General features: G+C 73.5%; 17 protein-coding genes. 10 read left to right on the forward strand and 7 right to left on the reverse strand.

The features are described from left to right. Positions 1-4 precede the first annotated feature (4 nt). Positions 5-787 carry a phosphatase gene (locus AB0M16_RS07425; protein WP_365339807.1) on the forward strand — a complete coding sequence of 261 codons (783 nt, stop codon included), beginning with the start codon at positions 5-7 and terminating at the stop codon, positions 785-787. 256 nt (positions 788-1,043) lie between these two features. On the opposite strand, the gene AB0M16_RS07430 is transcribed toward AB0M16_RS07425, so the two are convergent. Then, on the reverse strand, positions 1,044-1,964 hold the full coding sequence (locus AB0M16_RS07430) for a cation diffusion facilitator family transporter (protein WP_365339809.1): 921 nt from the start codon (positions 1,962-1,964) through the stop codon (positions 1,044-1,046). Between the two features lie 138 nt (positions 1,965-2,102). Here AB0M16_RS07430 and AB0M16_RS07435 point away from each other — a divergent pair, with 138 nt between their 5' ends. Next, on the forward strand, positions 2,103-4,799 hold the full coding sequence (locus tag AB0M16_RS07435) for a SpoIIE family protein phosphatase (protein ID WP_365339811.1): 2,697 nt from the start codon (positions 2,103-2,105) through the stop codon (positions 4,797-4,799). A 38-nt stretch (positions 4,800-4,837) separates the two neighbouring features. Here the strand turns inward: AB0M16_RS07435 and AB0M16_RS07440 are convergent, their stop codons facing one another. The 3 genes from AB0M16_RS07440 to AB0M16_RS07450 all read right to left on the reverse strand — a co-directional run bounded on the left by AB0M16_RS07440 (position 4,838) and on the right by AB0M16_RS07450 (position 8,128). Further along, positions 4,838-5,707 (reverse strand): acyl-CoA thioesterase II, encoded by an 870-nt coding sequence (locus AB0M16_RS07440; RefSeq protein WP_365339813.1) that lies wholly within the window; start codon positions 5,705-5,707, stop codon positions 4,838-4,840. Beyond that, on the reverse strand, positions 5,708-6,865 hold the full coding sequence (locus AB0M16_RS07445) for an acyl-CoA dehydrogenase family protein (protein ID WP_365339815.1): 1,158 nt from the start codon (positions 6,863-6,865) through the stop codon (positions 5,708-5,710). Between the two features lie 75 nt (positions 6,866-6,940). Next, complete coding sequence (locus AB0M16_RS07450) at positions 6,941-8,128, reverse strand: helix-turn-helix transcriptional regulator (protein ID WP_365339817.1); 1,188 nt, start codon at positions 8,126-8,128, stop codon at positions 6,941-6,943. Positions 8,129-8,292: 164 nt separating this feature from the next. Between AB0M16_RS07450 and AB0M16_RS07455 the strand changes: the two genes are divergently transcribed. Continuing rightward, a complete protein-coding gene (locus tag AB0M16_RS07455; RefSeq protein WP_365339819.1) occupies positions 8,293-8,898 on the forward strand; it encodes a hypothetical protein in 606 nt (201 codons plus the stop codon). 121 nt (positions 8,899-9,019) lie between these two features. On the opposite strand, the gene AB0M16_RS07460 is transcribed toward AB0M16_RS07455, so the two are convergent. Then, positions 9,020-10,489: a PucR family transcriptional regulator gene (locus tag AB0M16_RS07460; RefSeq protein WP_365339821.1), complete on the reverse strand. Its 1,470-nt coding sequence runs from the start codon at positions 10,487-10,489 to the stop codon at positions 9,020-9,022. A gap of 119 nt (positions 10,490-10,608) precedes the next feature. On the opposite strand from AB0M16_RS07460, the gene speB reads away from it, so the two are divergent. The 5 genes from speB (at position 10,609) to AB0M16_RS07485 (ending at position 18,311) form a co-directional block, all read left to right on the forward strand. Next, positions 10,609-11,586, forward strand: a complete 978-nt coding sequence (gene speB, locus AB0M16_RS07465) for an agmatinase (RefSeq protein ID WP_365339823.1) — start codon at positions 10,609-10,611, stop codon at positions 11,584-11,586. Between the two features lie 103 nt (positions 11,587-11,689). Beyond that, the gene (locus tag AB0M16_RS07470) at positions 11,690-13,372 is read left to right on the forward strand and encodes a thiamine pyrophosphate-binding protein (protein ID WP_365339825.1); all 1,683 of its coding nucleotides are present in this window, start codon (positions 11,690-11,692) and stop codon (positions 13,370-13,372) included. A gap of 101 nt (positions 13,373-13,473) precedes the next feature. Further along, complete coding sequence (locus AB0M16_RS07475) at positions 13,474-13,899, forward strand: hypothetical protein (RefSeq protein WP_365339827.1); 426 nt, start codon at positions 13,474-13,476, stop codon at positions 13,897-13,899. Positions 13,900-14,043: 144 nt separating this feature from the next. Then, positions 14,044-17,796 (forward strand): ABC transporter ATP-binding protein, encoded by a 3,753-nt coding sequence (locus AB0M16_RS07480; RefSeq protein ID WP_365339829.1) that lies wholly within the window; start codon positions 14,044-14,046, stop codon positions 17,794-17,796. 152 nt (positions 17,797-17,948) lie between these two features. Beyond that, on the forward strand, positions 17,949-18,311 hold the full coding sequence (locus tag AB0M16_RS07485; protein WP_365339832.1) for a hypothetical protein: 363 nt from the start codon (positions 17,949-17,951) through the stop codon (positions 18,309-18,311). Between the two features lie 13 nt (positions 18,312-18,324). Here AB0M16_RS07485 and AB0M16_RS07490 read toward each other — a convergent pair whose 3' ends face one another. Beyond that, positions 18,325-20,952: a DUF6185 family protein gene (locus AB0M16_RS07490; protein ID WP_365339834.1), complete on the reverse strand. Its 2,628-nt coding sequence runs from the start codon at positions 20,950-20,952 to the stop codon at positions 18,325-18,327. Between the two features lie 198 nt (positions 20,953-21,150). Here AB0M16_RS07490 and AB0M16_RS07495 point away from each other — a divergent pair, with 198 nt between their 5' ends. Both AB0M16_RS07495 and AB0M16_RS07500 read left to right on the forward strand, forming a co-directional pair. Continuing rightward, positions 21,151-21,543 (forward strand): hypothetical protein, encoded by a 393-nt coding sequence (locus AB0M16_RS07495; RefSeq protein WP_365340229.1) that lies wholly within the window; start codon positions 21,151-21,153, stop codon positions 21,541-21,543. Positions 21,544-21,630: 87 nt separating this feature from the next. Continuing rightward, positions 21,631-23,076, forward strand: a complete 1,446-nt coding sequence (locus AB0M16_RS07500; protein ID WP_365339836.1) for an aminopeptidase — start codon at positions 21,631-21,633, stop codon at positions 23,074-23,076. Between the two features lie 71 nt (positions 23,077-23,147). Here AB0M16_RS07500 and AB0M16_RS07505 read toward each other — a convergent pair whose 3' ends face one another. Further along, a complete protein-coding gene (locus tag AB0M16_RS07505) occupies positions 23,148-24,920 on the reverse strand; it encodes a glycoside hydrolase family 3 protein (protein ID WP_365339838.1) in 1,773 nt (590 codons plus the stop codon). Positions 24,921-24,967: the final 47 nt, after the last annotated feature.

The following is a 24,967-nucleotide window of genomic DNA, read 5'->3' on the forward strand; positions in this document are numbered from 1 at the left end:
CGCCATGCCGATACTCAGCCGCGCCGCCCTCGTCGAGCACCTCGTCCGGACCCGTATCGCGGGGGACGTCGCCACCCCGCGCGACAACAACCTCAGTCACTACCGGAAGCTCGCCAACGGCGACCGGCACTACTGGCTCGGCCTGGAGCTCGGCGACCGGTGGACCGACGAGCAGGACGTGCTCGCCGTCATGGCCGAGCGGTGCGGGGTCGTCGACGATCCCGCGCACCGGACCGGGCAGGACACGATCGACCCCGAGCTGACGGTCGCCGCCCTCGACCGGATGGCCGCCCGCCTCGCCAAGGCCGCCGCCGCGAAGGAGCGCGTGCTCTTCGCGACCGGCCACCCCGGCGCCCTGATCGACGCGCACAGCCGGGTCGCCGGCGCGCTGCGGGCGCGCGGCTGCGAGATCGTCCGGATCCCCGGCGGGCTCACCGCCGACGAGGGGTACGTGGTGCAGTTCGCCGACGTCGCCGTCTTCGAACGCGGCGCCTCCCTCTGGCACACCCACTCCCCGGAGCCGATGAACGCGATCCTGGACGGCCTGGCGGTGCTGGGCGAGCCCGCGCCGGACCTCGTGGTCGCCGACCACGGGTGGGCGGGGCGCGCGGCGCAGCGGGGCGTGGACTCGGTGGGCTATGCGGACTGCAACGACCCGGCGCTGTTCCTGGCGGAGGCGGAGGGCACCATGCAGGTCACGGTCCCGCTGGACGACCACGTCCTGGACCCCCGCTCCTACGAGCCCCTGACGGCGTACCTGTTGGACACCGCGGGCCTGCTGAGCTGACGCGAGGCGCGAGGCGCGAGGCGCGAGGCGCGAGGCGCGAGACGGCGAGCGCCGTCGCTCCGCGCCGGGCCGCTCGCCTGCCCGCTCGCCTCGCCGGAGCCTTCCCCGCGCTCGCCTGCCCGCCCGCCTGCCCGCTCGCCTCGCCGGGCGGGCTCGCCGGGCGCCCGCCGTGGGCGCCGACGCCGCCGTCCCGCTTGCTTTTTGTCGTGGGCGGGGCGGGGAGGGGCCCGGGCGGGGCGGGGGCGGTCGTGCGGCGTCAGTCGCGACCCGGGGTCGGGTCCAGGTAGACGCGGCGGACGGCCGGGAAGCGGGCGCGGAGGCGGGTCTCCGCGTGGTCGCATGCCCGCTCGATCTCGGCCGCCGTCGACACGTCCCTGAAGTCGATCTTCGCCGCCACCAGCACCTCGTCCGGCCCCTGGATCAGCGTCGTCAGGGCCAGGACGCCGACCACGTGGTCCACCGCCAGCAGTTCCTCGCGCACCTGCTCGCGCATCCGGCGGGGGAGCGGGCGCCCGACGAGGAGCTCCGCGTTCGAGCGGCCGAGGACCCAGGCGACGTAGACGAGCAGCAGGCCGATCAGGATCGAGGCGACGCCGTCCCAGACGCTCGAACCGGTGATCTCGACGCCGATCAGGCCGCCGGCCGCCAGCATCAGGCCGGCGAGGGCGGCCGAGTCCTCCATGACGACCGCCTTGACGGTGGTGTCGGGGGTGAGGCGCAGGTAGCGGCTGAACGGGGTCTTCATCCGGGCCGCCTCGCCCTTGACCTGCTTGACGGCCGTGCGGAGGCTGAAGCCTTCGAGGACGAAGGCGACGCCGAGGACGATGTACGAGATGAGGGGGTCGCCCAGCTCCTCGCCGGCGACGAGGGTGTGGATGCCGTCGTAGAGGGAGAAGACCGCGCCGCCGACGAAGGTGGCGACGGCGGCGAGCATCGCCCACACGTAGCGTTCGTTCGCGTAGCCGAGCGGGTGGTCCTCGTCCGCCGGCTTCTCGCTCCGCTTGAGGGCCGTGAGCAGCATGAACTCGGTGACGGTGTCGGCGAGCGAGTGCGCCGCCTCCGACAGCATCGCGCTGGAACCGCTGACCACGCCCGCGACGGCCTTGGCGGCGGCGATGCCCAGGTTGGCCATCGCCGCCACGATCACTGTGAAGGTGCTCTCGCCCTGTTCCGCCATGGATCGGACGGTATGTCCGGTCCGCGGTGCGGGCCGCGAACGACACCCTCCCGTACGGCGGAGACCGGCCCCCGTGGCGGCGGCCGACGGGCCCGCCATCGGCGTACCCCGTCGCTCGGACGGTGCTAGAAAAGAGGCATGGCTGGAATCGTCGGCCACCTGCGCTCGTTCCTGAGCGCACGCACCGTCGCCCGTCAGGTCTTCCTCCTGCAGGTGGCGATCGTGGTGCTCCTCGTCGTCGCGGCCGTGGTGGCGCTCGTCCTGCAGTCCCGAAGCGACAGCCGGCGGGAGGCCCGCAGCCGCTCGCTGGCCGTCGCGCAGGCCTTCGCCAGTGCGCCCGGCATCGAGGAGGCCCTGGCCTCCTCCGATCCCTCCGGGGTGCTGCAGCCGAAGGCCGAGCGGGCCCGGGCGGGGGCCGGGGTGTCGTTCGTCGTGGTGATGACGCCCGACGGCGTGCGCTACACCCATCCCGACCCCGCCCAGATCGGCAAGCGCTACATCGGCACGATCGCCCCCGCCGCGGCGGGCGGCGTCGTCAGGGAGACCGTCACCGGGACCCTCGGACCGTCCATCCGGGCCGTCGTGCCCGTCGTCGGGGACGACGGCGACGTGGTCGCCCTGGTGGCCGCCGGGGTCACGGTCGACGAGGTGAGCGGGATCGCCGAGGCCCAGCTCCCGCTGCTGCTCGGCGCCGCGGCCGGTGCCTTCGCGCTCACCGCCGGCGGCACCGCGCTGGTCAGCAGACGGCTGCTGCGCCAGACCCACGGTCTGGGACCCGCCGAGATGACGCGGATGTACGACCACCACGACGCGGTGCTGCACGCCGTGAAGGAGGGCGTGCTCATCCTGGACGGCGACCACCGGCTCGTCCTGGCCAACGACGAGGCGCGCAGACTGCTCGACCTCGCCGCCGACGCCCAGGGACGACCGGCGCTGGACCTCGGGATCGACCCGGACATGGCCCGGCTGCTGGATTCGGGCCGGCCGGCCGTCGACGAGGTGCACGTGGCCGGTGACCGCCTGCTCGCGGTCAACCAGCGGTCCACCGACCGCGACGGCGGCCCCTCCGGCACCGTCGTCACCCTGCGGGACACCACCGAACTGCGGGCGCTCGCCGGTCGGGCCGACGTCGCGCGGGAGCGCCTGCGCCTGCTGTACGACGCCGGGGTGCGGATCGGCACCACGCTCGACGTGGTGCGGACCGCCGAGGAACTGGCGGACGTCGCGGTGCCCCGGTTCGCCGACTTCGTCACCGTCGACCTGTCCGATCCGGTCGTGCGCGGGGGCGAGCCGGCGGGCCGGGCCGCCGACATGCGGCGGGTGGCGTTCCGCGGCATCCGGGACGACAGCCCGCTCTACCCGACCGGCAGCCTGATCAGCTTCGTGTCGTCCACGCCCCAGGCGGCGGGCTTCGGGACGGGAGAGGTGGTCATGGAGGCGGACATGGCCGCCCTCTCCGGGTGGCAGCGGCAGGATCCGGCCAATGCCCAGCGGCTGCTCTCGTACGGGATCCACTCGATGATCGCGGCTCCCCTGCGGACCAGGGGAGTCGTCCTGGGCGTGGCCACGTTCTGGCGCTCCGACAAGCCCGAGCCCTTCGAGGAGGACGACCGGTCACTGGCCGAGGAACTGGTCGCCCGTGCCGCGGTCGGCGTGGACAACGCCCGCCGCTACACGCGCGAGCACGCCATGGCGGTCACCCTGCAGCGCAGCCTGCTCCCCCGGGCCCTGCCCGAGCAGACCGCGGTGGACGTCGCCCACCGCTACCTGCCGGCGCAGGCCGGGGCAGGCGGGGTGGGCGGTGTCGGCGGGGACTGGTTCGACGTGATCTCCCTGCCGGGCGCCCGGGTGGCGCTCGTGGTGGGCGACGTCGTCGGGCACGGCCTGCACGCCGCCGCCACCATGGGGCGGCTACGGACCGCCGTCCACAACTTCGCGAACCTGGACCTGCCCCCGGACGAGTTGCTGTGGCACCTGGACGAGCTGGTCGCCCGGATCGACCAGGACGAGGACGGGGGCGAGGCCGGGAAGGAGGGGGGAGACGGCGGTGACGCGGTCGCGCACGTCACCGGCGCCACCTGCCTGTACGCGATCTACGACCCGACGTCCCGGATCTGCACCGTGGCCCGCGCCGGGCACCTGGGCCCCGTCCTCGTACGGCCGGACGGCCGCGCCGAGCTCCCCGACGTCCCCGGCGGTCCGCCGCTCGGCCTGGGCGGCCTGCCCTTCGAGACGGCCGAGCTGGAACTCGCCGAGGGCAGCACCCTCGTGCTCTACACCGACGGTCTGGTCGAGGCCCGTGGCCGCGACATCGACGAGGGCCTCGACCGGCTGTGCCGTGCTGTCGCCCACGCCGGTCGCTCGCCGGAGGAGACCTGCCGCGCCGTCCTGGAGTCCCTGCTGCCCCGTCACCCGCGCGACGACCTCGCCGTGTTGGTCGCCCGGACCCGCGCACTGGACGCCGACCGCACCGTCGCGTGGGACGTGCGCTCCGATCCTTCGGCCGTGGCCCCGGTGCGCGCCGAGGCCGCCCGGACGCTGGAGGGCTGGGGCCTGCAGGAGGAGGCTTTCACGACCGAACTGATCCTGAGCGAGCTGGTCACGAACGCCATCCGCTACGGCGCCGGTCCGATCCGCGTGCGCCTGATCCGGGACCGTGCGCTGATCTGCGAGGTCTCCGACGGCAGCAGCACCGCCCCGCACCTGCGCCGGGCGGCTCTCTCGGACGAGGGAGGCCGCGGTCTGTTCCTGGTGGCCCAGGTCGCCGAGCGCTGGGGAACCCGCTACACCGCCCGTGGCAAGGTCATCTGGGCGGAGCAGCCGCTGCCCGGATAGAGCCCGGGCAGCGGCCGGTGGGGGGGGCCGTCGGGTCGTCAGCGCGGAACGCGGACGACACCCTCCTGGATGACCGAGATGGCCAGCTTTCCGTCCTGGGTGTAGATCCGGGCCTGGCCGAGGCCGCGTCCGCCGGACGCCGTCGGCGACTCCTGGTCGTAGAGGAGCCACTCGTCGGCCCGGAAGGGGCGGTGGAACCACATGGCGTGGTCCAGGGACGCCCCGACGACGTCGCCGACGGCCCAGCCGCCGCGCCCGTGGGCGAGGAGGATCGAGTCGAGCAGCGTCATGTCGGAGACGTACGTGGCCAGGACGACGTGCAGGAGGGGGTCGTCGGCCAGCTTGCCGTTGGTGCGGAACCAGACCTGGGAGCGCGGCTCGCGCGGGGTGCCGACCGTGCCCCACGGGGGCGTCTCGGCGTAGCGCAGGTCGACCGCCGCCCGGGCTTCGATCAGCCGGTCCGCGACCTCGCGGGGGAGGTGGCGGGGCAGCATCTCGGCGGGCGTCGGCAGCGACTCGGGGTCCGGCGCGGGCGGCATGTCCGCCTGGTGGTCGAGCCCCTCCTCGTACGTCTGGAAGGACGCCGAGAGGTGGAAGATCGGCTGTCCGTGCTGGACGGCCACCACCCGGCGGGTGGTGAAGGAACGCCCGTCGCGGATGCGGTCCACGTTGTAGACGATCGGCGCGCCCGGGTCCCCGGCGCGCAGGAAGTACGCGTGGAGCGAGTGGGCGAGGCGGTCCTCGGGGACGGTCCGCCCCGCCGCCACCAGCGCCTGGGCGGCCACCTGGCCGCCGAAGACGCGGGGGACGATCGAGGGGCGGGACTGCCCCCGGAAGATGTCCTGCTCGATCCGCTCGAGGTCGAGGAGATCGAGCAGGTCATCCAGTGCGCTGTGCTCGTCGGGCACTTACAGGCCCATCGACTTGGCGATGATCGACTTCATGATCTCGCTGGTGCCGCCGTAGATGCGGTTGACGCGGTTGTCCGCGTACAGGCGGGCGATCGGGTACTCGTTCATGTAGCCGTAGCCGCCGTGCAGCTGGAGGCAGCGGTCGATCACGCGGTGCGCGACCTCGGTGCAGAAGAGCTTCGCGGAGGCGGCCTCGGCCGGGGTCAGCTCGCCCGCGTCCAGGGCCTCCAGGGCGCGGTCGGCGACGGCCTCGGCGGCGTCCACCTCGGCCTGGCAGGCGGCCAGCTCGAACTTGGTGTTCTGGAAGTGCGCGACCGGCTTGCCGAAGACGGTGCGGTCCGTGACGTACTGCTGGGCGAACCGGACGGCGGCCTTGGCCTGCGCGTACGCGCCGAAGGCGATGCCCCAGCGCTCGGAGGCCAGGTTGTGGCCGAGGTAGGAGAAGCCCTTGCCCTCCTCGCCGAGCAGGTCCTCGACCGGGACCTTGACGTCGACGAAGGCGAGCTCGGCGGTGTCGGAGGTGCGCAGGCCCAGCTTGTCCAGCTTGCGGCCGATGGAGTAGCCCTCGGACTTGGTGTCCACGGCGAACAGGGAGATGCCGAAGCGGCGGTCCTCGGCCGACGGGGCGGAGGTGCGGGCGCAGACGATCACGCGGTCGGCGTGGACGCCGCCCGTGATGAAGGTCTTGGCGCCGTTGAGGACGTAGTGGGTGCCGTCCTCGGAGAGCTTGGCGGTGGTCTTCATGCCCGCGACGTCGGAGCCGGTGCCCGGCTCGGTCATCGCGAGGGCCCACATCTCCTCGCCGGAGACGAACTTCGGGAGGTAACGCTTCTTCTGCTCGTCGGTGGCGAGCATCTTGATGTACGGCAGGGCGAGCAGGACGTGCACGCCGGAGCCGCCGAACTGCACGCCGGCGCGGGCGGTCTCCTCGTAGAGGACGGCCTCGAACTTGTGGGTGTCCAGGCCGGCGCCGCCGAACTCCTCCGGCACGTTGATGCCGAAGATGCCGAGCTCGCCGAGCTTGTTGTAGAAGTCGCGCGGCGCCTGACCGGCGGCGAACCACTCGTCGTAGACGGGGACGACCTCGGCCTCGATGAAGGCCCGGATGGTCTCCCGGAACGCCTCGTGGTCCTCGTTGAATACGGTACGGCGCACGGTGCGGCTCCTCCGGTCTGCGGCCCAGTTGTCTAAGCGCTTGCTCAGCCTGTCGTCAACGAAGTTACCCAGCGGTCACCCGCCCTGTCCAGACTCCTTGCCTGTGATCCAGGCCCGCCCCACGGAGTCGTACCCGTACACGGGCCGGCCCTGCGCCCCGCTCGTCCGGAAGGGCGCGCCGTCCTCGTCCCCGATCCGGACCGTGCCCCGGCGCCCCTCCGAGCTCCACTCCAGCTCCAGGTACCAGCGGCAGTCGCACCCCGCCGCCTCCGCCGAGACCAGCAGCTCCTCCGGCTCGGAGGCGCTGACCGTGTACGGGAAGGAGACCGCCGGGAGCGTCCGGCCCTCCTCCCCGGAGGCGTCGTACCCGTCCAGCGCCCGCGCCACAGGTCGCGGCCGGTCCAGGTCCACCTCGAAACGACGCGGCGTCACCGCCCCGCCGCACCCGTCGTCCATCCGGTACGCCGCCCACGGCGGCGGCGTGCCCCGCTCCACCACCCGCACGTGCAGCGCCTGGAGCACCACCGCCGCCGCGCTCTTCCCCTGCACCGACACCCGCACCAGCGTCTCCCCGCCGTCCACGGCCCCCTGCGCCGCCGCCCAGCTCCGCGCGTCGGCCGCCTCCGGCGGGGGAGGGGGCGTCCGCTCCACGAGGTAGGTGTGCCCGCACCCGTTCTTCCAGAGGTCCGAGGCGACCGTCCACGTCAGCGGCGCCGGGGGTTCGGCGGCCCGCTCCCGGGGCCTTCCGGGCAGGAGGACCGCTCCGAGCGTCACCGCCCCGATGACCGCCAGCGCCCCGCCGGCCACGCCCACCCGCCCCCACCGGCGCCGCCGGGAGGGGACGCCCGGCACGCGCGTGAGGCCCTGCACGCGCGTGTGCACGGCGGGCGCGGGCTCCGGACCCGGCTCCGGGCCGGGCTCCTGCTCCGGGCCGGGTTCCTGCTCCGGGCCGGGGGCGGGGCCGGGAACCGGTGCCGGGCTCGGGGCGGGCCCGGGAACGGATGCCGGACGGCGGCGGGCGCCGTCCGCGCGGCTCCAGGCCACCTCCAGGGCGCGCCGCTCCTCCTCGTCCGCCCCGCACAGCAGGCAGAGGCGGTCGACCACGGCGAACTCCTCCGGGACGGTCGCGCCCGAGCAGTAGCGGTGGAGGGTGGACGCGCTGACGCTCAGGCGCCGGCCCAGCGCCTCGTAACTCCTCCCGTCCCGCGCCTTCAGCGCGCGCACGAGCCGTGCGAACTCCTCGACGGCGGCGTCCTTCGGCATTCCATCCCCCTCGGCCCTGCGTCCCACCCCTCAACGTTCTTGCACGTCAGCGGGGGTGGAATGGTTCCGGGACGAAAGGTGGGCGCGTCACCGTTGCAGGCGGCGGGCGCCGCCCCGACGCTGGTCGAGCACTGACCGAACGACCCGACGGGGGATCCACCACCATGCACAAGCTCCGCACCGCACTCGCCACCGCCGCCGCGGCCGCCCTGGGCCTCGCGGCCCTCGCCACGGCCCCGGCGCAGGCCGCCGCCCAGCCCGCCTTCCTCGCCGCCGCCCAGATGCCGCCGTCGTCGACGCCGTGGACCGCCACCCAGGTCTTCACCGGCGTACCGGAGAACGGCGGCGTCCTCTGCGCCCCGTACAAGATCCCGGCGCAGAACACCCGCTACCGCGAGTTCAGCACCGAGCTCGACACCAACGGCGTCCAGATCACGACCGTCGCCCGCACCGAGGCCGACGCCGTGAAGCTGGTCGACACCCTCCGCAAGGCCCTCGCCGGCTGCGGCCCGCTGCTGGAGCAGCAGAACCCGGGCCTGCAGGCCGTCAGCGCCTACCACGGCAAGCTCGCCGTCGAGGAGGGCGCCTGGGTCTACAGCCTGGACACCGCCGACCCGCAGATCGGCAACACCGACATCCACCTCTTCTCCGTCGGCCGCGACGGCCGCACCGTCACCCTCGTCCGCTGGGGCCAGATGGGCGACCTGAAGGACGCCCCGCTGGGCGCCTTCCGCACGACGGCGAAGACCGCCGTCAGCAAGCTCTACTGATCCGGGGGCTGTCCCGAGTACTCACCACGGCTCCGCAGCGGCGCGTCCCGAACCTGGGCGCGCCGCTGTCGTGCCCACCCCGGCGCCGGCGACGCGGCGGGGCCGGAAAGCCGCCCCGCCGTCACAGTCGGCCCAAGGCGAACCACAGCTCCATCCGCACGTCCGGGTCGTCCAGGTCGCGGTCGAGGAGCGTCCCGACGCGGGCGATCCGCTGCCGGACCGTGTTGCGGTGGATCGCCAGCGCCACGGCGGTCCGGTCCCAGCTGCCGTGTAGCGACAGCCAGGTCCGGAGGGTCTCGACGAGCGGCTCGGAGAGCGGGGCGAGGGTGGCGCGGGCGTAGGCCGCCGCCTCGTCGCGGTCGACGAGCCCCGCGAAGCCGGCCGGCCGGTGCCGGACCAACGGGGTCCGGGTCGCTTCCGCGCGGCGCAGGGCGCGGGCCGCCTGGGCGTCGGCGGAGGGGAGGTCGGCCGCATCGGCGGGGGCGGCCGCGCCCAGGGTCCAGCCGGGCTGGGCGGTCAGGGGGGCGGAGGACGGCAGGAGGAGGCGGACGGGCGCGAATCCTCGGGCCTGCGGGGTCCCGCCGTCGTCGGCCGTCGTGCCCGGGTCCATGAGGGGGGTGCCCAGGGCCGCCGCCAGGGTGGCCGCGGCGAAGGGGGTGCCGTCGCCGCCGCGGGCGTGGACGACCGTCCAGGGACCCGGGCCCAGGGCGTCGGCCGCGGCCGACGGGGTGGCGCCCAGGAGGAGGCGGAGGAGCGCGGTGTCGCGCGTCGTCACGTCGGCGGCGCGGTGCGGGGCCGTGAGGAGGGACAGGAGGACCACCGCGACACCGGCGATCGTGCGGTCGCTCGGTCCACGCCGTTCCGTCGCCAGGCCCAGCGTCAGGCCGTCGCCCCCGCCCAGGGCGTACGCGGCGAGCTGCAGCCCGCCGCCGTCGCCGCTCGCCGAGGCCGGGCCGCCGGGACGCGGGCCCACCACGCCCGCCAGGTCCGCGAGGGCCTCGGACGCCGCCGGGGGGATCTCGCGGCCGGCCGACGCCGTCTGCGCGCCCGCGGGGTCGAAGAGGACCGCGCGGCCGGCCAGGCGGGAGGCCAGCGCGCCGAGGACCGCGGGGACCGGAGCGGGGCGGGCGGCAGCGGTCGCCAGGGACTGCTGGGCCTCGCTGACCCGGCGCAGTTCGTGCAGCCGGGCCTCCGCCATCAAGCGCCACAGGGCTCGCGCCACCGCCGTGAACGGGGTCTTCGGCGGCACCTCGATCAGTGGGAGACCGTGCCGCTCGCAGGCGGTGACGAGCGGGGCCGGCACCGTGTCGTACACCGGGGTCACGCCGAAGCCGAGCGCCGCCGCCCCCGCCTCCACCACCCGCGCCACGTACCGCGCCGGATCCGTGAGCTGCACGCCCGCCGTCATCAGGAGCTCGCCGCCGAGGAGGTACGGATAGGGGTCGGCCATCTCCGAGGTGTGCACCCAGTGCAGCGCCACGTCGTCCGGGCCCGCGAGCAGCCGCAGGCCCAGGTCCGCGCGGGCGAGCAGCGCGGCGAGCGGGACCGGCGGGGCGGGGGGAGCGGGGGCGGTCTCCACCGTTGCGGCCATGATCAGGACCCTTCGTACATCACACGCCCATACAGTGGAGGAAACGTACACTTCAATGTCTCTTTCGGGCGACTTACGGTCGAGCCGGACCCGTCGATACACCCCAGGAGGACCCGACCATGAGCAGCAGCGACCAGAACACCCCGCGCGGCCCGATCGACTCGTCCCGCATCCCGCGGTACGCCGGTCCCGCGACGTTCGCCCGGCTGCCGCGCCTGGACGAGGTCGGCACCGCCGACGTCGCCGTGGTCGGCATCCCCTTCGACAGCGGCGTCTCCTACCGCCCCGGCGCCCGCTTCGGCGGCAACGCCATCCGCGAGGCCTCCCGCCTGCTGCGCCCCTACAACCCGGCGCAGGACGCCTCCCCGTTCGCGCTCGCCCAGGTCGCCGACGCCGGTGACATCGCGGTCAACCCGTTCAACATCAACGAGGCCGTCGAGACCATCGAGGCCGCCGCCGACGACATGCTCGCCACCGGCGCCCGCATGATGACCCTCGGCGGCGACCACACCGTCGCCCTGCCGCTGCTGCGCTCGGTCGCGAAGAAGCACGGCCCGGTCGCCCTGCTCCACTTCGACGCCCACCTCGACACCTGGGACACCTACTTCGGCGCCGAGTACACCCACGGCACCCCGTTCCGCCGCGCCGTCGAGGAAGGCATCCTCGACACCTCCGCCCTGTCGCACGTCGGCACCCGCGGCCCGCTCTACGGCAAGCAGGACCTGACCGACGACGAGAAGATGGGCTTCGGCATCGTCACCTCCGCGGACATCTACCGCCGCGGCGCCGACGAGGTCGCCGACCAGCTCCGCCAGCGCATCGGCGACCGCCCGCTGTACATCTCCATCGACATCGACTGCCTCGACCCGGCCCACGCCCCGGGCACCGGCACCCCCGAGGCGGGCGGCATGACCTCCCGCGAGCTCCTGGAGATCCTCCGCGGCCTCGCCTCCTGCAACCTCGTCGGCGCCGACGTCGTCGAGGTCGCCCCCGCCTACGACCACGCCGAGATCACGGCCGTCGCCGCCTCCCACACGGCGTACGAACTGACGACGATCATGTCCCGCCAGATCGCCGCGTCGCGCACGGCACAGTAGGACGCCCCGGGGGTGTGCCCGACCGTTCCGCCGGCGCGGAACGGCCCGGGCACGCCCCCGGCCACCGACCGGGCCGCAGCCGACCGACAAGCCAGGGGACCCCATGACCCACGACCACGACCTCGTGCTGCGGCCCACCGCCGCCCAGACGGAGGCCGCGCTCAACCCGCCCGCCGGGCGGACCGGCGGCGACCTCGTCGTCGAGTCCCTCTCCGGCCTCGGCGCGACCACCGTCTTCGGCCTCCCCGGCCAGCACGCCCTCGGCATGTTCGACGCCCTGCGCCGCTCCACCCTGCGCTACGTCGGACTCCGCGTCGAGAACAACGCCGGCTTCGCCGCCGACGCGTACGGCCGGATCACCGGCGAGGTGGCCCCCCTGCTGCTCTCCACCGGCCCCGGAGCGCTCATGTCGCTCGCCGCGCTCCAGGAGGCGGCCGCCGCCTCCGCGCCGGTCCTCGCGATCGGCAGCCAGGTCCCGGCGGCCGGGCTCGGCGGCGGACGGCACGGCTACCTGCACGAGCTGCGCGACCAGCAGGCCTCGTTCCGCGACGTCGTGAAGTCCGTGCACACCGTCCGTACGCAGTCGCAGATCCCCTCCGCGATCGCCGCCGCGTGGAAGTCGGCGCTCACCGCCCCGCACGGGCCGGTGTGGGTGGAGATCCCGCAGGACGTGCTGCTCGCCGGGACGACGCTGCCCGTGGTCACGGCCGTGGACGCGACCCCGGAGGAGGTCGTGCCGCGCCCCGAGCTGACCGCGGTGGCCGCCCACCTCCTGGCGAACGCCGAACGCCCGGCGATCATCGCGGGCGGAGGCGTCGTCCGCTCCGACGCCTCCGGCAAGCTGCTCGCGCTCGCCGAGCGGATCAACGCCCCCGTCGTCACCACCTTCGGCGGCAAGGGCGCCTTCCCGTGGGAGCACCCGCTGTCGCTGCAGTCCTGGCTGGAGGACCGGCACACCACCGACTTCCTGGAGGACGCGGACGTCCTCCTCGTGGTCGGCTCGGGCCTCGGCGAGCTGTCCTCGAACTACCACACGTTCGCCCCGCGGGGCCGGGTCGTCCAGATCGAGGCCGACGCCGGGAAGCTGGAGTCGAACCACCCCGCGCTCGGCATCCACGCCGACGCCCGGCTGGCGCTGCAGGCGCTGCTGGAGACGGTGCAGGTCCGGCAGGACGCCGGCGCCCCTCAGCGGGTGAAGGCCGTCCTGACGAAGGTCGGAGACCGCCTCCGGGCCCAGGACCTCGACCTGGAGCAGCGGGTCGTCGCCGCCGTGCGCGAGGCGCTGCCCGACCGGGCACCGAGCTTCTGGGACATGACGATCCTGGCGTACTGGGCCTGGTCCGCGTTCGACGCCCGCCGCCCCAACACCATGCACTCGGCGCAGGGCGCCGGCGGCCTCGGCTACGGCTTCCCGGCCGCCCTCGGCGCGGCCGCGGCCGACCCGACCCGCCCGGTGCTCGCGGTGTCCGGCGACGGCGGCGCCATGTACTCGATCGCGGAGCTGGCGACGGCGAAGCAGTACGGCTTCGACGTCACCTGGCTGATCGTCGACGACGGTGGCTACGGCATCCTGCGCGAGTACATGACGGACGCCTTCGGCGAGGCCACGGGGACCGAACTGTCCCGCCCGGACTTCGTCGCGCTCGCCGAGTCCTTCGGCGTCCCGGCGGCCCTCACCACCCCGGACACGCTGGCCGAGGACCTCGCGGCGGCCCTGAGGACCCCGGGCCCGTCGGTGGTCGTCCTCCCGGCCCTCCTGAGGATGTTCGAGCCGACGCACCTCTGACCGACCTGCCGGACGTCCCCAGGAGGCATATTCTGGGTCACGTGCGGAAGTGGCGCGTCCGCAGCAACACGGCGTTCGTCCCCCCGATGAGGTGAAACGTCATGCGACGCCAATCCGTGTTCCTCCTGCCCGCCTCGGTGGCACTCGGCCTCGTGGGCTTCCTCGCTCCGACCGCCGGAGCCGTGAGCGCCCACTTCGTCGGTACCCCGACCGCGACCGCCTCCGGCAGCAGCCTGACCGTGAAGGGCAAAGAGGCAGGCCTCGGCAACCAGCAGTCCGTGAACATCTCCGTCACCGCCGACGCCCAGTGCGTCAACAAGGGCGGCAACGACCCCCAGGCCGGCAACAAGCAGTCCACCGGCGGCGGCGGAACCTTCCCCGTCCAGAACGGCAAGGCCAACTTCAGCGTGACCGTCACCGCCACGTTCCAGCCCAAGTGCAGTCCTCCGATGAGCCTGGTCTGGAGCAACGTGGTCATCACGGACACCGGCAACGGCATCTCCGTGACCCTGCCCGGTCCGTTCTGATCCGTGCCCGTCCCGCGGTCCCGGGTCCTAGGACCCGGGACCCGTTCCCGTCCGTCGTCGGGCCCGGGTTTGTTGCGGCGGGATGAAATCGCACGTCGACCGCGTTGCGGCTTCCGGTAGAGCAGGACGGACGGGAGGCGCCACGTGGCGGCGGTGGGGCAGAAACAGACGGGGACGCGGCAGCAGGGCTGGGCGCGCAGACTCTGGGCGTACGCCTGGCGCTACAAGGCGAACGTGTTGCTCGCGCTGGGGTCCTCGCTCGGCGGCATGGCCGTGATGGCGCTCGTCCCGCTGATCACCAAGGTGGTCATCGACGACGTCATCGGCGCGAAGACCGGATCCCTCGGCCTGTGGACGGGCCTCCTCGTCGCCTCCGCCCTCGCCGTCTACGCCCTCACCTACGTCCGCCGCTACTACGGCGGACGGCTCGCCCTCGACGTGCAGCACGATCTGCGCACCGAGATGTTCGGGACCCTCACCCGGCTCGACGGACGCCGGCAGGACGAGCTGTCCACCGGGCAGGTCGTCGGGCGGGCCACCAGCGACCTGCAGCTCATCCAGGGGCTGCTCTTCATGCTCCCGATGACCATCGGGAACTTCCTCCTCTTCTTCATCTCGCTCGGCGTGATGGCCGCCCTCTCCCTGCCGCTCACCCTCGTCGCGCTCGCCGTCGCGCCCGCCCTCTGGTGGATCGCCCGGCGCAGCCGCACCCGTCTGCACCCAAGCACCTGGTACGCCCAGCAGCAGGCCGCCGCCGTCGCCGGGGTCGTCGACGGAGCCGTGACCGGCGTACGGGTCGTGAAGGGCTTCGGGCAGGAGGGGCAGGAGACCGGGAAGATCCGCGAGGCCGGCCGGAAGCTCTTCGCGGGCCGGCTGCGCACCGTCCGGCTCAACGCGAAGTACACCCCCGCGCTGCAGGCCGTGCCCGCGCTCGGTCAGGTCGCCGTCCTGGCCCTCGGCGGCTGGCTCGCCTACCAGCAGCAGATCACCCTCGGCACCTTCGTCGCGTTCTCCTCCTACCTCGCCTCCCTCGTCGGCCCGGTCCGGATGCTCGCCATGGTCCTCACCGTCGGCCAGCAGGCCCGCGCCGGCGTCGAGCGGGTCCTGGAGCTCATCGACACCGAGCCGACCCTGCGGGACGGCACGAAGGAGCTCCCGGCGGACGCCCCCGCGACGGTCGAGTTCGACGACGTCTCCTTCGCCTACGAGGACGGCAGCCCCGTTCTCCAGGGCTTCTCGTTGGAGATCCGGCCCGGCGAGACCGTCGCCGTCGTCGGCTCGTCCGGCTCCGGCAAGTCGACCGTCTCGCTGCTGCTGCCCCGCTTCTACGACGTGACCCACGGCGCCGTCCTCGTCGGCGGCCACGACGTCCGCGAGCTCACCCTCGACTCGCTGCGCGCCGCGATCGGGCTCGTGCCCGAGGACTCCTTCCTCTTCTCCGACACCGTCCGCGCCAACATCGCCTACGGCCTGCCCGACGCCACCCAGGAGCAGATCGAGGCGGCGGCCCGCGCCGCCCAGGCGGATCGATTCATCACCGAGCTCCCGGACGGCTACGACACCAAGGTCGGCGAGCACGGCCTCACCCTCTCCGGCGGCCAGCGCCAGCGCATCGCGCTGGCCCGCGCGATCCTCACCGACCCCCGGCTGCTGCTCCTCGACGATGCCACCTCCGCCGTCGACGCCAAGGTCGAGCACGAGATCCACGAGGCCCTGAAGTCCGTCATGGCGGGCCGCACCACGCTGCTCATCGCGCACCGCCGCTCCACCCTCGGCCTCGCCGACCGGATCGCCGTCCTCGACGGCGGCCGGCTGGCCGCCATCGGCACCCACGAGGAGCTGGAGCGACGCTCCGCGCTCTACCGGCGGCTCCTCACCGACCCCGACGAGCTCGGCGGCGTCTCGCCCGGCCACCTCGCCCCGATCGACGTGCCCGAGGACCGCACGCTGCGGGCCGAGCTGGACGCCGAGTTCGACGCCGAGCGGGGGATCACCCCGACCCTGTGGGTACGCGACGAGAACGAGGACGGCGAGCCCCGGGAGCCCGGGGCCACCCCCGAGCTGCTCGCCGCCGTCGACGCCCTGCCGCCCGCCGTCGACACCCCGGACGTCGACGAGACCCGGGCCGTCTCGCCCGAGGAGTCGTACGGGCTGCGCCGTCTCCTCCGCGGCTTCGGACTGCCGCTGCTGATCAGCCTGGGCCTGGTCGCCCTGGACGCGGGCGCGGGCCTGCTGCTGCCGATCCTGATCCGGCACGGCATCGACGAGGGCGTCAACCGGCTCGCCATCGGCGCCGTCTGGGCCGCCTCCGCGCTCGCCCTGGTGACCGTGCTCGTCCAGTGGGCCGCGCAGACCGCCGAGACCCGCATGACCGGCCGCACCGGCGAGCGGATCCTGTACGCGCTGCGCCTGAAGATCTTCGCCCAGCTCCAGCGGCTCGGTCTGGACTACTACGAGCGCGAGCTCACCGGCCGCATCATGACCCGGATGACCACGGACGTCGACGCCCTGTCGACCTTCCTGCAGACCGGTCTGGTCACGGCCTTCGTCTCCGTCGTCACCTTCTTCGGCATCATGGGCGCGCTGCTCGTGCTCGACCTCCAGCTCGCCCTGGTCGTGTTCGCGACCCTGCCGGTGCTCGCCGTCGCCACGTACTTCTTCCGCCGCTCCAGCGTGAAGGCGTACGAGCTGGCCCGTGAGCGGATCAGCGTGGTCAACGCCGATCTGCAGGAGTCGGTCGCTGGCCTGCGGATCGTGCAGGCCTTCCGGCGCGAGCGGGCGGGCGCCGAGCGCTTCACGGCGCGCAGCGAGGAGTACCGCGAGGCCCGCGTCCGCGGACAGTGGCTGATCTCGGTCTACTTCCCCTTCGTCACGCTGCTGTCCTCCGTGGCCGCCGCGGCCGTCCTGATCGTCGGCGCGCACCGCATCGAGGACCGGACGCTCACCACCGGCGCGCTGGTCGCCTACCTGCTCTACATCGACCTGTTCTTCGCGCCCGTGCAACAGCTCTCCCAGGTCTTCGACGGCTACCAGCAGGCCGCCGTCTCGCTGAAGCGGATGCAGGAGCTCCTCCAGGAGCCCACCTCCACCGCCGCCGCGGACGCCCCGCGCGAGGTCCCCGGACTGCGCGGCGACATCGCCTTCGAGAACGTGTCCTTCGCCTACGGGAGCGACGCCGACGACGCGGAGGGCGCCGCGCTGACCGGCATCGACCTGCGCATCCCGGCAGGGCAGACCGTCGCCTTCGTCGGCGAGACCGGGGCGGGCAAGTCGACCCTGGTCAAGCTGGTCGCCCGGTTCTACGACCCCACGGACGGCCGGGTCACCGCCGACGGCACCGACCTGCGCGAGCTCGACCTCACGGCGTACCGCCATCGGCTCGGCGTCGTGCCGCAGGAGGCGTACCTGTTCGCCGGGACCGTCCGCGACGCCATCGCGTACGGGCGCCCGGAGGCGAGCGACGCCGAGGTCGAGGCCGCGGCCCGCGCGGTCGGCGCGCACGACATGATCGCCACCCTCGACGGCGGCTACCTCCACGAGGTCGCCGAGCGCGGACGGAACCTCTCTGCGGGGCAGCGGCAGCTGATCGCCCTGGCCCGCGCCGAGCTGGTCGACCCCGACGTGCTGCTCCTCGACGAGGCCACCGCCGCCCTCGACCTGGCCACCGAGGCCCAGGTCAACGCGGCCACCGACCGTCTCGCCGGCCGGCGCACGACCCTCGTCGTCGCCCACCGCCTCACCACGGCCGCCCGCGCCGACCGGGTGATCGTGATGGACCACGGCCGGGTCGCCGAGGACGGCACCCACGACGAACTGCTCGCCCGCGACGGGCAGTACGCGGCGCTGTGGCGCACGTTCATCGGCGAGGCGGAACCGGCGGGCGTCGAGGCGGTCTGAGGGCTCCAGCGGCGCGTCAGGCGTCGATGCGGTCCGAGCGGTCCGGCCGTGCGGTCGGCGTCGAGGCGGTCCGAGCGGTCTGAGCGGTCCGGCGGCGCGTCTGAGTACGACCGCTCATGTCGGCGACGGCGGGGACGGGTTGGATCGCTCCCATGAACGACCACCTGCCGTCCCTGCCCGCTCCGCGCGCTCCGTCCCCGGGCCCGAGCGAGGCCCGCCGCTTCCGGGTCCTGTCCCTGTGGGCCGGGCTGCTGCTGATCCCGGCCACCCTCCTGGTCGTGGTCCTCGCCCTCGCCTCCGAGACCGGCACGGCCTGCGTCATGCGGGGGACCTGCCGCAGCTTCCCGGGCTGGCTCTACCTCTCCACCCTCGCCGTGGCATCGGGCGCGCTGGTCTGGACGCAGACCACCCCGGACGGCGCCCCGCCCGCCCCGGCCCGCAAGGCCGGCCTGGCGGTGCTCCTGGCTGCCGGCCTCCTGTTCCTCTCCCTCGTCGCGGCGCACTTCGCCGGCTGAGCGGGCTCCGCGCTCAGTGCCCCGAGGCGCCGTCGGCGCCGGGCACGCTGATGCCGCTCGGTCCCTGGTGGTCGATGAGGACCACCGGCGGATCGGAGCTGAGCTGCTGCCAGATGGTCACCAGGGCCACGAGCTGGGCGACGAACAGCGCGATCTGCGCGGAGGCGCTGCGCATCTGGTAGAGCGACAGCAGCAGGCCCGCCCGGGTGGGCCAGTAGCGGCGTTCCCGCCGGAACGTGTCGATGTCGAGGACCATGCCCGTCACGGTGAGGACGAGGGTCGTGAACGCGGCGTCGAGCACCTCGTTGTTGCCCGGCTGCCCGGCGAGGGTGTTCCCGAGCTGGTCGACGAGAAGCGGGAGCGCGTAGACGAGCCCCACACCGCAGCCGCGGCCGGGTCCGCGGCGCCCGGGCAGGACCCGCCACAACGCGCCCAGGGTGAAACCGGCCCCCGCGTATATCAGCTCCGCGCTGGCCACGTTCATCGCGACCTCGACGAAGCCGAAGCGCTGGCTGAACTTGTCGGTCCACGCGGTGCCGCGGACGTGGTTCATCCAGAACAGCACGCCGTTGGCGGGTAGCCCGACCACCGCGGCAACCACCGCCGCTCGGCAGGCGTTGTCCCACCAGTCGGCCCGCGGACCCCAGGCGAGGGCCAGTTCCACGGGGCCGACGGAGTGCGGCAGCGGCACGCGCTCGTGCGGGTGCCGCGGGTTCGGCGGGGTCCAGCGGTGCAGCCGGTCCAGCTTCCGCTCGACGGCGGCGCGCTCCACCTCGGCCTGCCCCTGCTCCAGGCGACGCAACTCGGCATGTCGCTCGCGGTGCTGACGGGCCATGTTCATCAACCGGGTCCGGTGACGTTCTCCGACGACCTGGTGGAGCGGGACCCCGTGGACGAGTTCCCGGGAGAGGACGGCGCCGCGTCTGCCGATCGCCAGCAGGGCGGTCAGTGCGAACCAGAGGACGGCCAGCGAGATGAGCGTCAGCGGGACCCCGCCGTACCAGCCGACGACAGGGGCCACCGCAACGACGAAGAACACTTTGAGGAAGTCCAGTTCGCGCGGCAGCAGCGTCTCGCCCGTGTGGCCGGGCGCCGTACGCCAGGCGCGGGCCACGGCGGCCAGCGCGAGACCGGTGGTCCACCACCAGACGTAACCGGGGATCCAGTCGAGGAAGTTGGAGGGGAACCAGCGCTGGTCGTTGAAGACGACGGCCGTGTGGAACACGGGATAGGCCGTCCCTTCGCTCTGGTCGGCCAGCCATGACACGCGGTCCCACCAGCTCTCCGCCGCCAGCATGCCGGCCGCGGGCAGCGCGCAGGATGCCGACGCCAGGGCGGCGAGCACGGCGTGGGGGAAGCGGCCGGAAGGCGGCGGGCCGCCGGTCGTCGACGGGTTCGAGTCCCTCCACAGCCGCAGGCAGGTGCTCACCAGGCCGACCAGCCAGACGAAGATGAGGGCGGCGCACGCGAGCGCGAACCAGTACGCCCCACCCGCGTCCTCGAAGGCCGCGACCCCCGCGGGGTCGTCCACCCAGTACAGGAACATGTGCCGCGGCAGTCCGAAGAGTGCGGGCCGTCCGACCACGACTGCGATGTATCCCGCGGCGAGCGCCACCGCCGCCGTGGCGGCCCGGCCAGGCCGGCCGATGCGGCAGAGCATCAGGCCAAGGGCGGTCGACACCCCCAGGACAAGTGCCTCCCAGTGGTCCGTGAACCATCTTCCGCCGTCCCCGTCCCCGACCCCGTCTCCGACCTGCCGAGCCAGCGCGCTGAAGACGTGGTCGTCCACGGCGTGGACGAGGGTGATCAGCAGCCATGCGAGAACGAGACGCCGCAGGTTCCTCCTGGTGGCCTCCTCGGCAGCGGTGGGGAGCGCCAGCGGCGGCCGGTGGGCGAGGGTGCGGACCAGGGCCAGTGACAGCGCGGCGACCGCGAGGTCCCAGGTGATCCAGGTCAGCGTGTTGGCCATGTCCCACGGATAGCTGGACCAGCGTGCGGAGTTGGCCTTTGTGGCGGGTGGCTGGAGCAGCAGCCTCACCTGGGGAGGAGGCCCGGCGGTCTTCTCCTGTGTGGTCCAGGTCAGGGTGGTGGCGGTGCCGACCGTCGGGGTCGGCGTGACGGACCGCGCCGGCTCGCCGCCGAGATCGACCCGGATCTCGGACCAGCGGGCGCCGGCCAGCGCGTCGGGCGGTACGAGCGCCAGGGCCCAGTAGCGCTCGCCGGCCTCGATGTGCCAGGGCCCGACGTCGCGGTCGCCCGTGACGGACACCCAGGTCAGGGTCCGCTGCCGCACCGTGATCCAGGCCTTGTCGGCGGAGACCTGCGGCTTGCGGTACTGCCACTCGGTGTCGCGGTACTGCATCGGCACGTCCGAGGGGCGCAGCAGGCACCGCATGGCGGTGCGGTACTCCTCCGTGTCCTCGTTGAGGAGGAGGTACGGGGCCCACATCCAGGTCCTGGGAACTTTGATGTCGAGCTCGGAGCTCACCTGGGTCGAGTCCTGGCCCTCGTGCGCCAGACGCACGGAGGCGGTCACCTCGGCGCCCTTCAGCGTGCGCCTGACGCACACGTTGTCGGGCGGTTCGTCCGCGGCCGCCGCGGTGCCGCTGCCCAGCGCGAGCAGCAGAACGGACACCAGCACCGTCAGCACGGCAGCCGGTAATGACCCCGCCCGGGAATGCGTCACTCGGAACCCCCACCCGTCCCCCTGATCCGGCCCGGCAGCGTACCGAAGATCGACGCGGCGCCCCAGGGGTCGGAGAGGGGCAACCAAACGGCGGTCGGCTGCGTCGTATGCACATACGACAGGAGCGGGGGAGGCGTGCGCGTGTTCGGTGCGATGGTGGCGAGAGTGACCCGGCGGCCCTTCGCCCACGTGCTCGCCCTGGCCCTCGCCGTCGGCACGCTCGTCCTGGCCGGACCCGCCACCGGGAGCGCCGACGCCGCCTCGGTGTGCACCGGGCGGCCCACCCGCACCATCGGTTTCGCCACCGGGGAGCTGCGGCTCTACCGCACCCGGCACTACGTCTGCGCGCTCGCCGTGGCGAAGGGGCCCGGCGCGCCGCGGCCCATGTCGGTGTCGCTGCAGCCGCGCGGCGGCCGGGCCGCCGTCAGCGCCGGGCGGTTCGGGCGGCAGGCCGGGCCGGTCACCGTGCACGCGCTCAACCGCTGCGTACGGGCGTCCGCGAGCATCGCGGGGCGCGGCACGGCCACGGGCTGGATCCTGTGCTGATGCATAGGTAAGTCCCAACCAGGTCTGGCGGCCCGCACGTTCGCCCCGCTAGGTTCACGACACCGTTGTGAACCAAGGGGAGGGTGAATGCGCAAGTCGCTGATATGGGCGCTGTCGCTTTCGGTGCTCATAGGCACCGCCGGCTCGACCGGCGTGGCTACCGCCGCGGACTCGGAGACCGGCAGCACGTCCGTCGCCGACTCGCAGAGCACGGACATCAAGGACCGCATCCTGGCGATCCCCGGGATGAGCCTGATCGAGGAGAAGCCGTACGCCGGCTACCGCTACTTCGTCCTGAACTACGAACAGCCGATCGACCACCGCCGCCCGTGGGCGGGCACGTTCCAGCAGCGGATCTCGGTCCTCCACAAGGACACGAACCGCCCCACCGTCTTCCGCACCAGCGGCTACGGGCTGAGCACCACCCCGAGCCGCAGCGAGCCGACCCGGATCGTGGACGGCAACCAGATCTCCATGGAGTACCGCTTCTTCACCCCGTCCCGGCCGCAGCCGGCCGACTGGTCGAAGCTGGACATCTGGCAGGCCGCGAGCGACCAGCACCGCATCTTCACCGCGCTCAAGGCGGTCTACGGCAAGAAGTGGCTCTCCACCGGCGCCTCCAAGGGCGGTATGACGGCCACCTACTACGAGCGCTTCTACCCGAAGGACATGGACGGCGTCGTCGCCTACGTGGCGCCCAACGACGTGGTCAACAAGGAGGACTCGGCCTACGACCGGTTCTTCGAGACGGTCGGCACCAAGGAGTGCCGCGACCGCCTGAACGCCATGCAGCGCGAGGCCCTCGTGCGCCGCGAGCCGCTGGAGAAGAAGTACCAGGCCTGGGCCGAGTCGGAGGGCGCCACCTTCAACACGGTCGGCTCGCTCGACAAGGCGTACGAGGCCGTCGTCCTCGACTTCGTGTGGGGCTTCTGGCAGTACTACGGCCAGGACGTCTGCGACCAGATCCCGGACGCGGCGACTGCGAGCGACGACACCGTCTACGAGACGATCGACGCCTACTCCGGCTGGTCCGCCTACACCGACCAGGGCCTGGAGGGGTACACGCCGTACTACTACCAGGCGGCGACCGAGCTCGGCTCGCCCACCATCAAGCAGCCGCACCTGGCGGGCCTGAGCCGCTACGGCTACCAGCCGGCCAGCTCCTTCGTGCCGCGTGAGATCCCGATGAAGTTCAAGCCGTGGGTCATGCGGGACGTCGACACCTGGGTCCGCCACAACGCGAACCACATGCTGTTCGTCTACGGCGGCAACGACCCGTGGGGTGCCGAGCAGTTCCGCCTCGGCAAGGGTGCCCGCGACAGCTACGTGTACGTCGCGCCGGGCGCCAACCACGGCGCCAACGTGGCCGGTCTCGTCGAGGCCGAGAAGGCCAACGCCACCGCCCGCATCCTCGCTTGGGCCGGGGTCGACGCCCCCGCCGTGCAGGCCGCGCAGCCGCTGGCGCGCTTCGACGCCCGCCTCGACCGGCCGGTCGACGAGGACGCCACCCGGGAGCACGGCCTGCGCCCGTAGGCCCCTGCCCCCAGCCCGCGCGTGACATGAGCCGGCCCCCCTCCGAGGGGGGCCGGCTCATCGTCGTCCGGTCAGGCGTACGTCAGGCCGAAGCCGATCGGGTACAGCACCGTCGCCGGGTCGTCCGCGCTCTGCACGGGGACGGGCAGCCGGCCGCGTGGCACGGCGCGGCCCGCGAGCACCCGCACGGCGGCGCGCAGTTCGACGTCCGTCCAGGAGTAGGTGACGAGCGTGGCCCGCTGTCCGCTGAGGCGGGCGACGTCGTACGGATTGCGCAGGGTGATCGTCACCACCGGCACGCCCGTCTCGACCAGACGGGCGACCAGGGTGCGCTGCGTGCTCGTCGCCGACACGTTGTACGTGCCCACCACGACCAGGTCCTGGCCGGCCGCGGCGGCCACCGCCTCCGCGATCTTCGCGGCGGTGGGGGCGGAGCCGGTCGACAGGGCCCGGGCGGTGAAGCCGAGTTCCGTGAGGGCGCCGGCCAGGGTGGCGGTCGGCGGCCCCGTGGTGGACGACGGCGAGGCCGGGTCGGCGCCGACCACGAGCACCTTGGGGTGGCTGAGCCGGCTGACCGGCAGCAGGCCGCCCTCGTTGACCAGCAGGGTCGTGGTCTGCTCGGCGATCCGGTCGGCGTGGGCGAGGTGCGCGGCGGTGCCGACCGCCCGGTCCACGCCGTCGTCGGTGACGTACGGGTGGGTGAACAGGCCCAGCTTCGCCTTCAGCTTCAGGATCCGGAAGACCGACGTGTCGAGCCGCTCCTCGGTCAGCTCGCCGTCCTTGACGGCCTTGAGGACCGCCTTCCAGGCGAGGTCCAGGTTCGGCGGGTTGAGCAGCTGGTCCACCCCCGCCAGGAGGGCGAGCACGGGAACGCGCTCGTCGCCGTACTTGGTCCGCACGCCCTCCATGCTCAGCGAATCGGTGACCACCACCCCGTCGAAGCCGAGCTGCTCGCGCAGGATGCCGGTGAGGATGGGCCGGGACAGGGTCGCCGGGTCGCCGCTCGGATCGAGGGCGGGCACCACGATGTGCGCGGTCATGATCGAGTCGATGCCCGCGGCGATCGCGGCCCGGAACGGCGGGGCGTCGAGCGTGGACCACTGCTCCCGGGTGTGGGCGATGACGGGCAGGCCGGTGTGGCTGTCGACGGCGGTGTCGCCGTGCCCGGGGAAGTGCTTGGCGGTCGCCGCGACCCCGGCCTGCTGGTAGCCCTTGACCTGGGCCGAGACCAGGGTGGCGACCGCCTCGGGGTCGGCGCCGAAGGAACGCACGCCGATGACCGGGTTGGCCGGGTTCACGTTGACGTCGGCGACCGGGGCGTAGTCCTGCCGGATGCCGATGGCCGCCAGCTCGGTGCCCGCGATCTGCGCCACCTTGCGCGCGTCGGCGTACGAGCCGCCCGCGCCGAGCGCCATCGCGCCGGGCATGAGGGTGGCGGGCCTGCCGACCCGGGCGACGACGCCGTGCTCCTGGTCGACGGAGGTCAGCACCGGGATGGGGGTGGCCTTGGCGAGGGCGGCCCGCTGGATGCCGTTGGAGAGGCCGGCGATCTGGTGCGGGTCGCGGGTGTTGTGCGCCCAGGCGAAGTAGATGACGCCGCCGACGTGGTAGCGCTCGACAAGCTCGGCCGCGGTGCGGACGCCGAGCTCCTTGAGGTTGGCGTCGATGTCGGCCTGGTCGGGGGCGGTCGCGGAGTGGCCGTAGACGCGCGTGACGAACAGCTGGCCGACCTTCTCCTCCAGGGACATGCCGGCGAGGATCCGGCGGACGGCGACCTCGGATTCCGCGTGGGCGACCGGGGCGGTCACGCCGGTGACGGCGGCCGCCGCGGCCGCGGCGCTCACCGTGAGAACGGTCCGTCGGGACGGGGCGGGCGAGGGGGCGCGGTGGT

Source organism: Streptomyces sp. NPDC051921, assembly GCF_040680975.1.
In the GTDB taxonomy this organism is placed as follows: domain Bacteria; phylum Actinomycetota; class Actinomycetes; order Streptomycetales; family Streptomycetaceae; genus Streptomyces.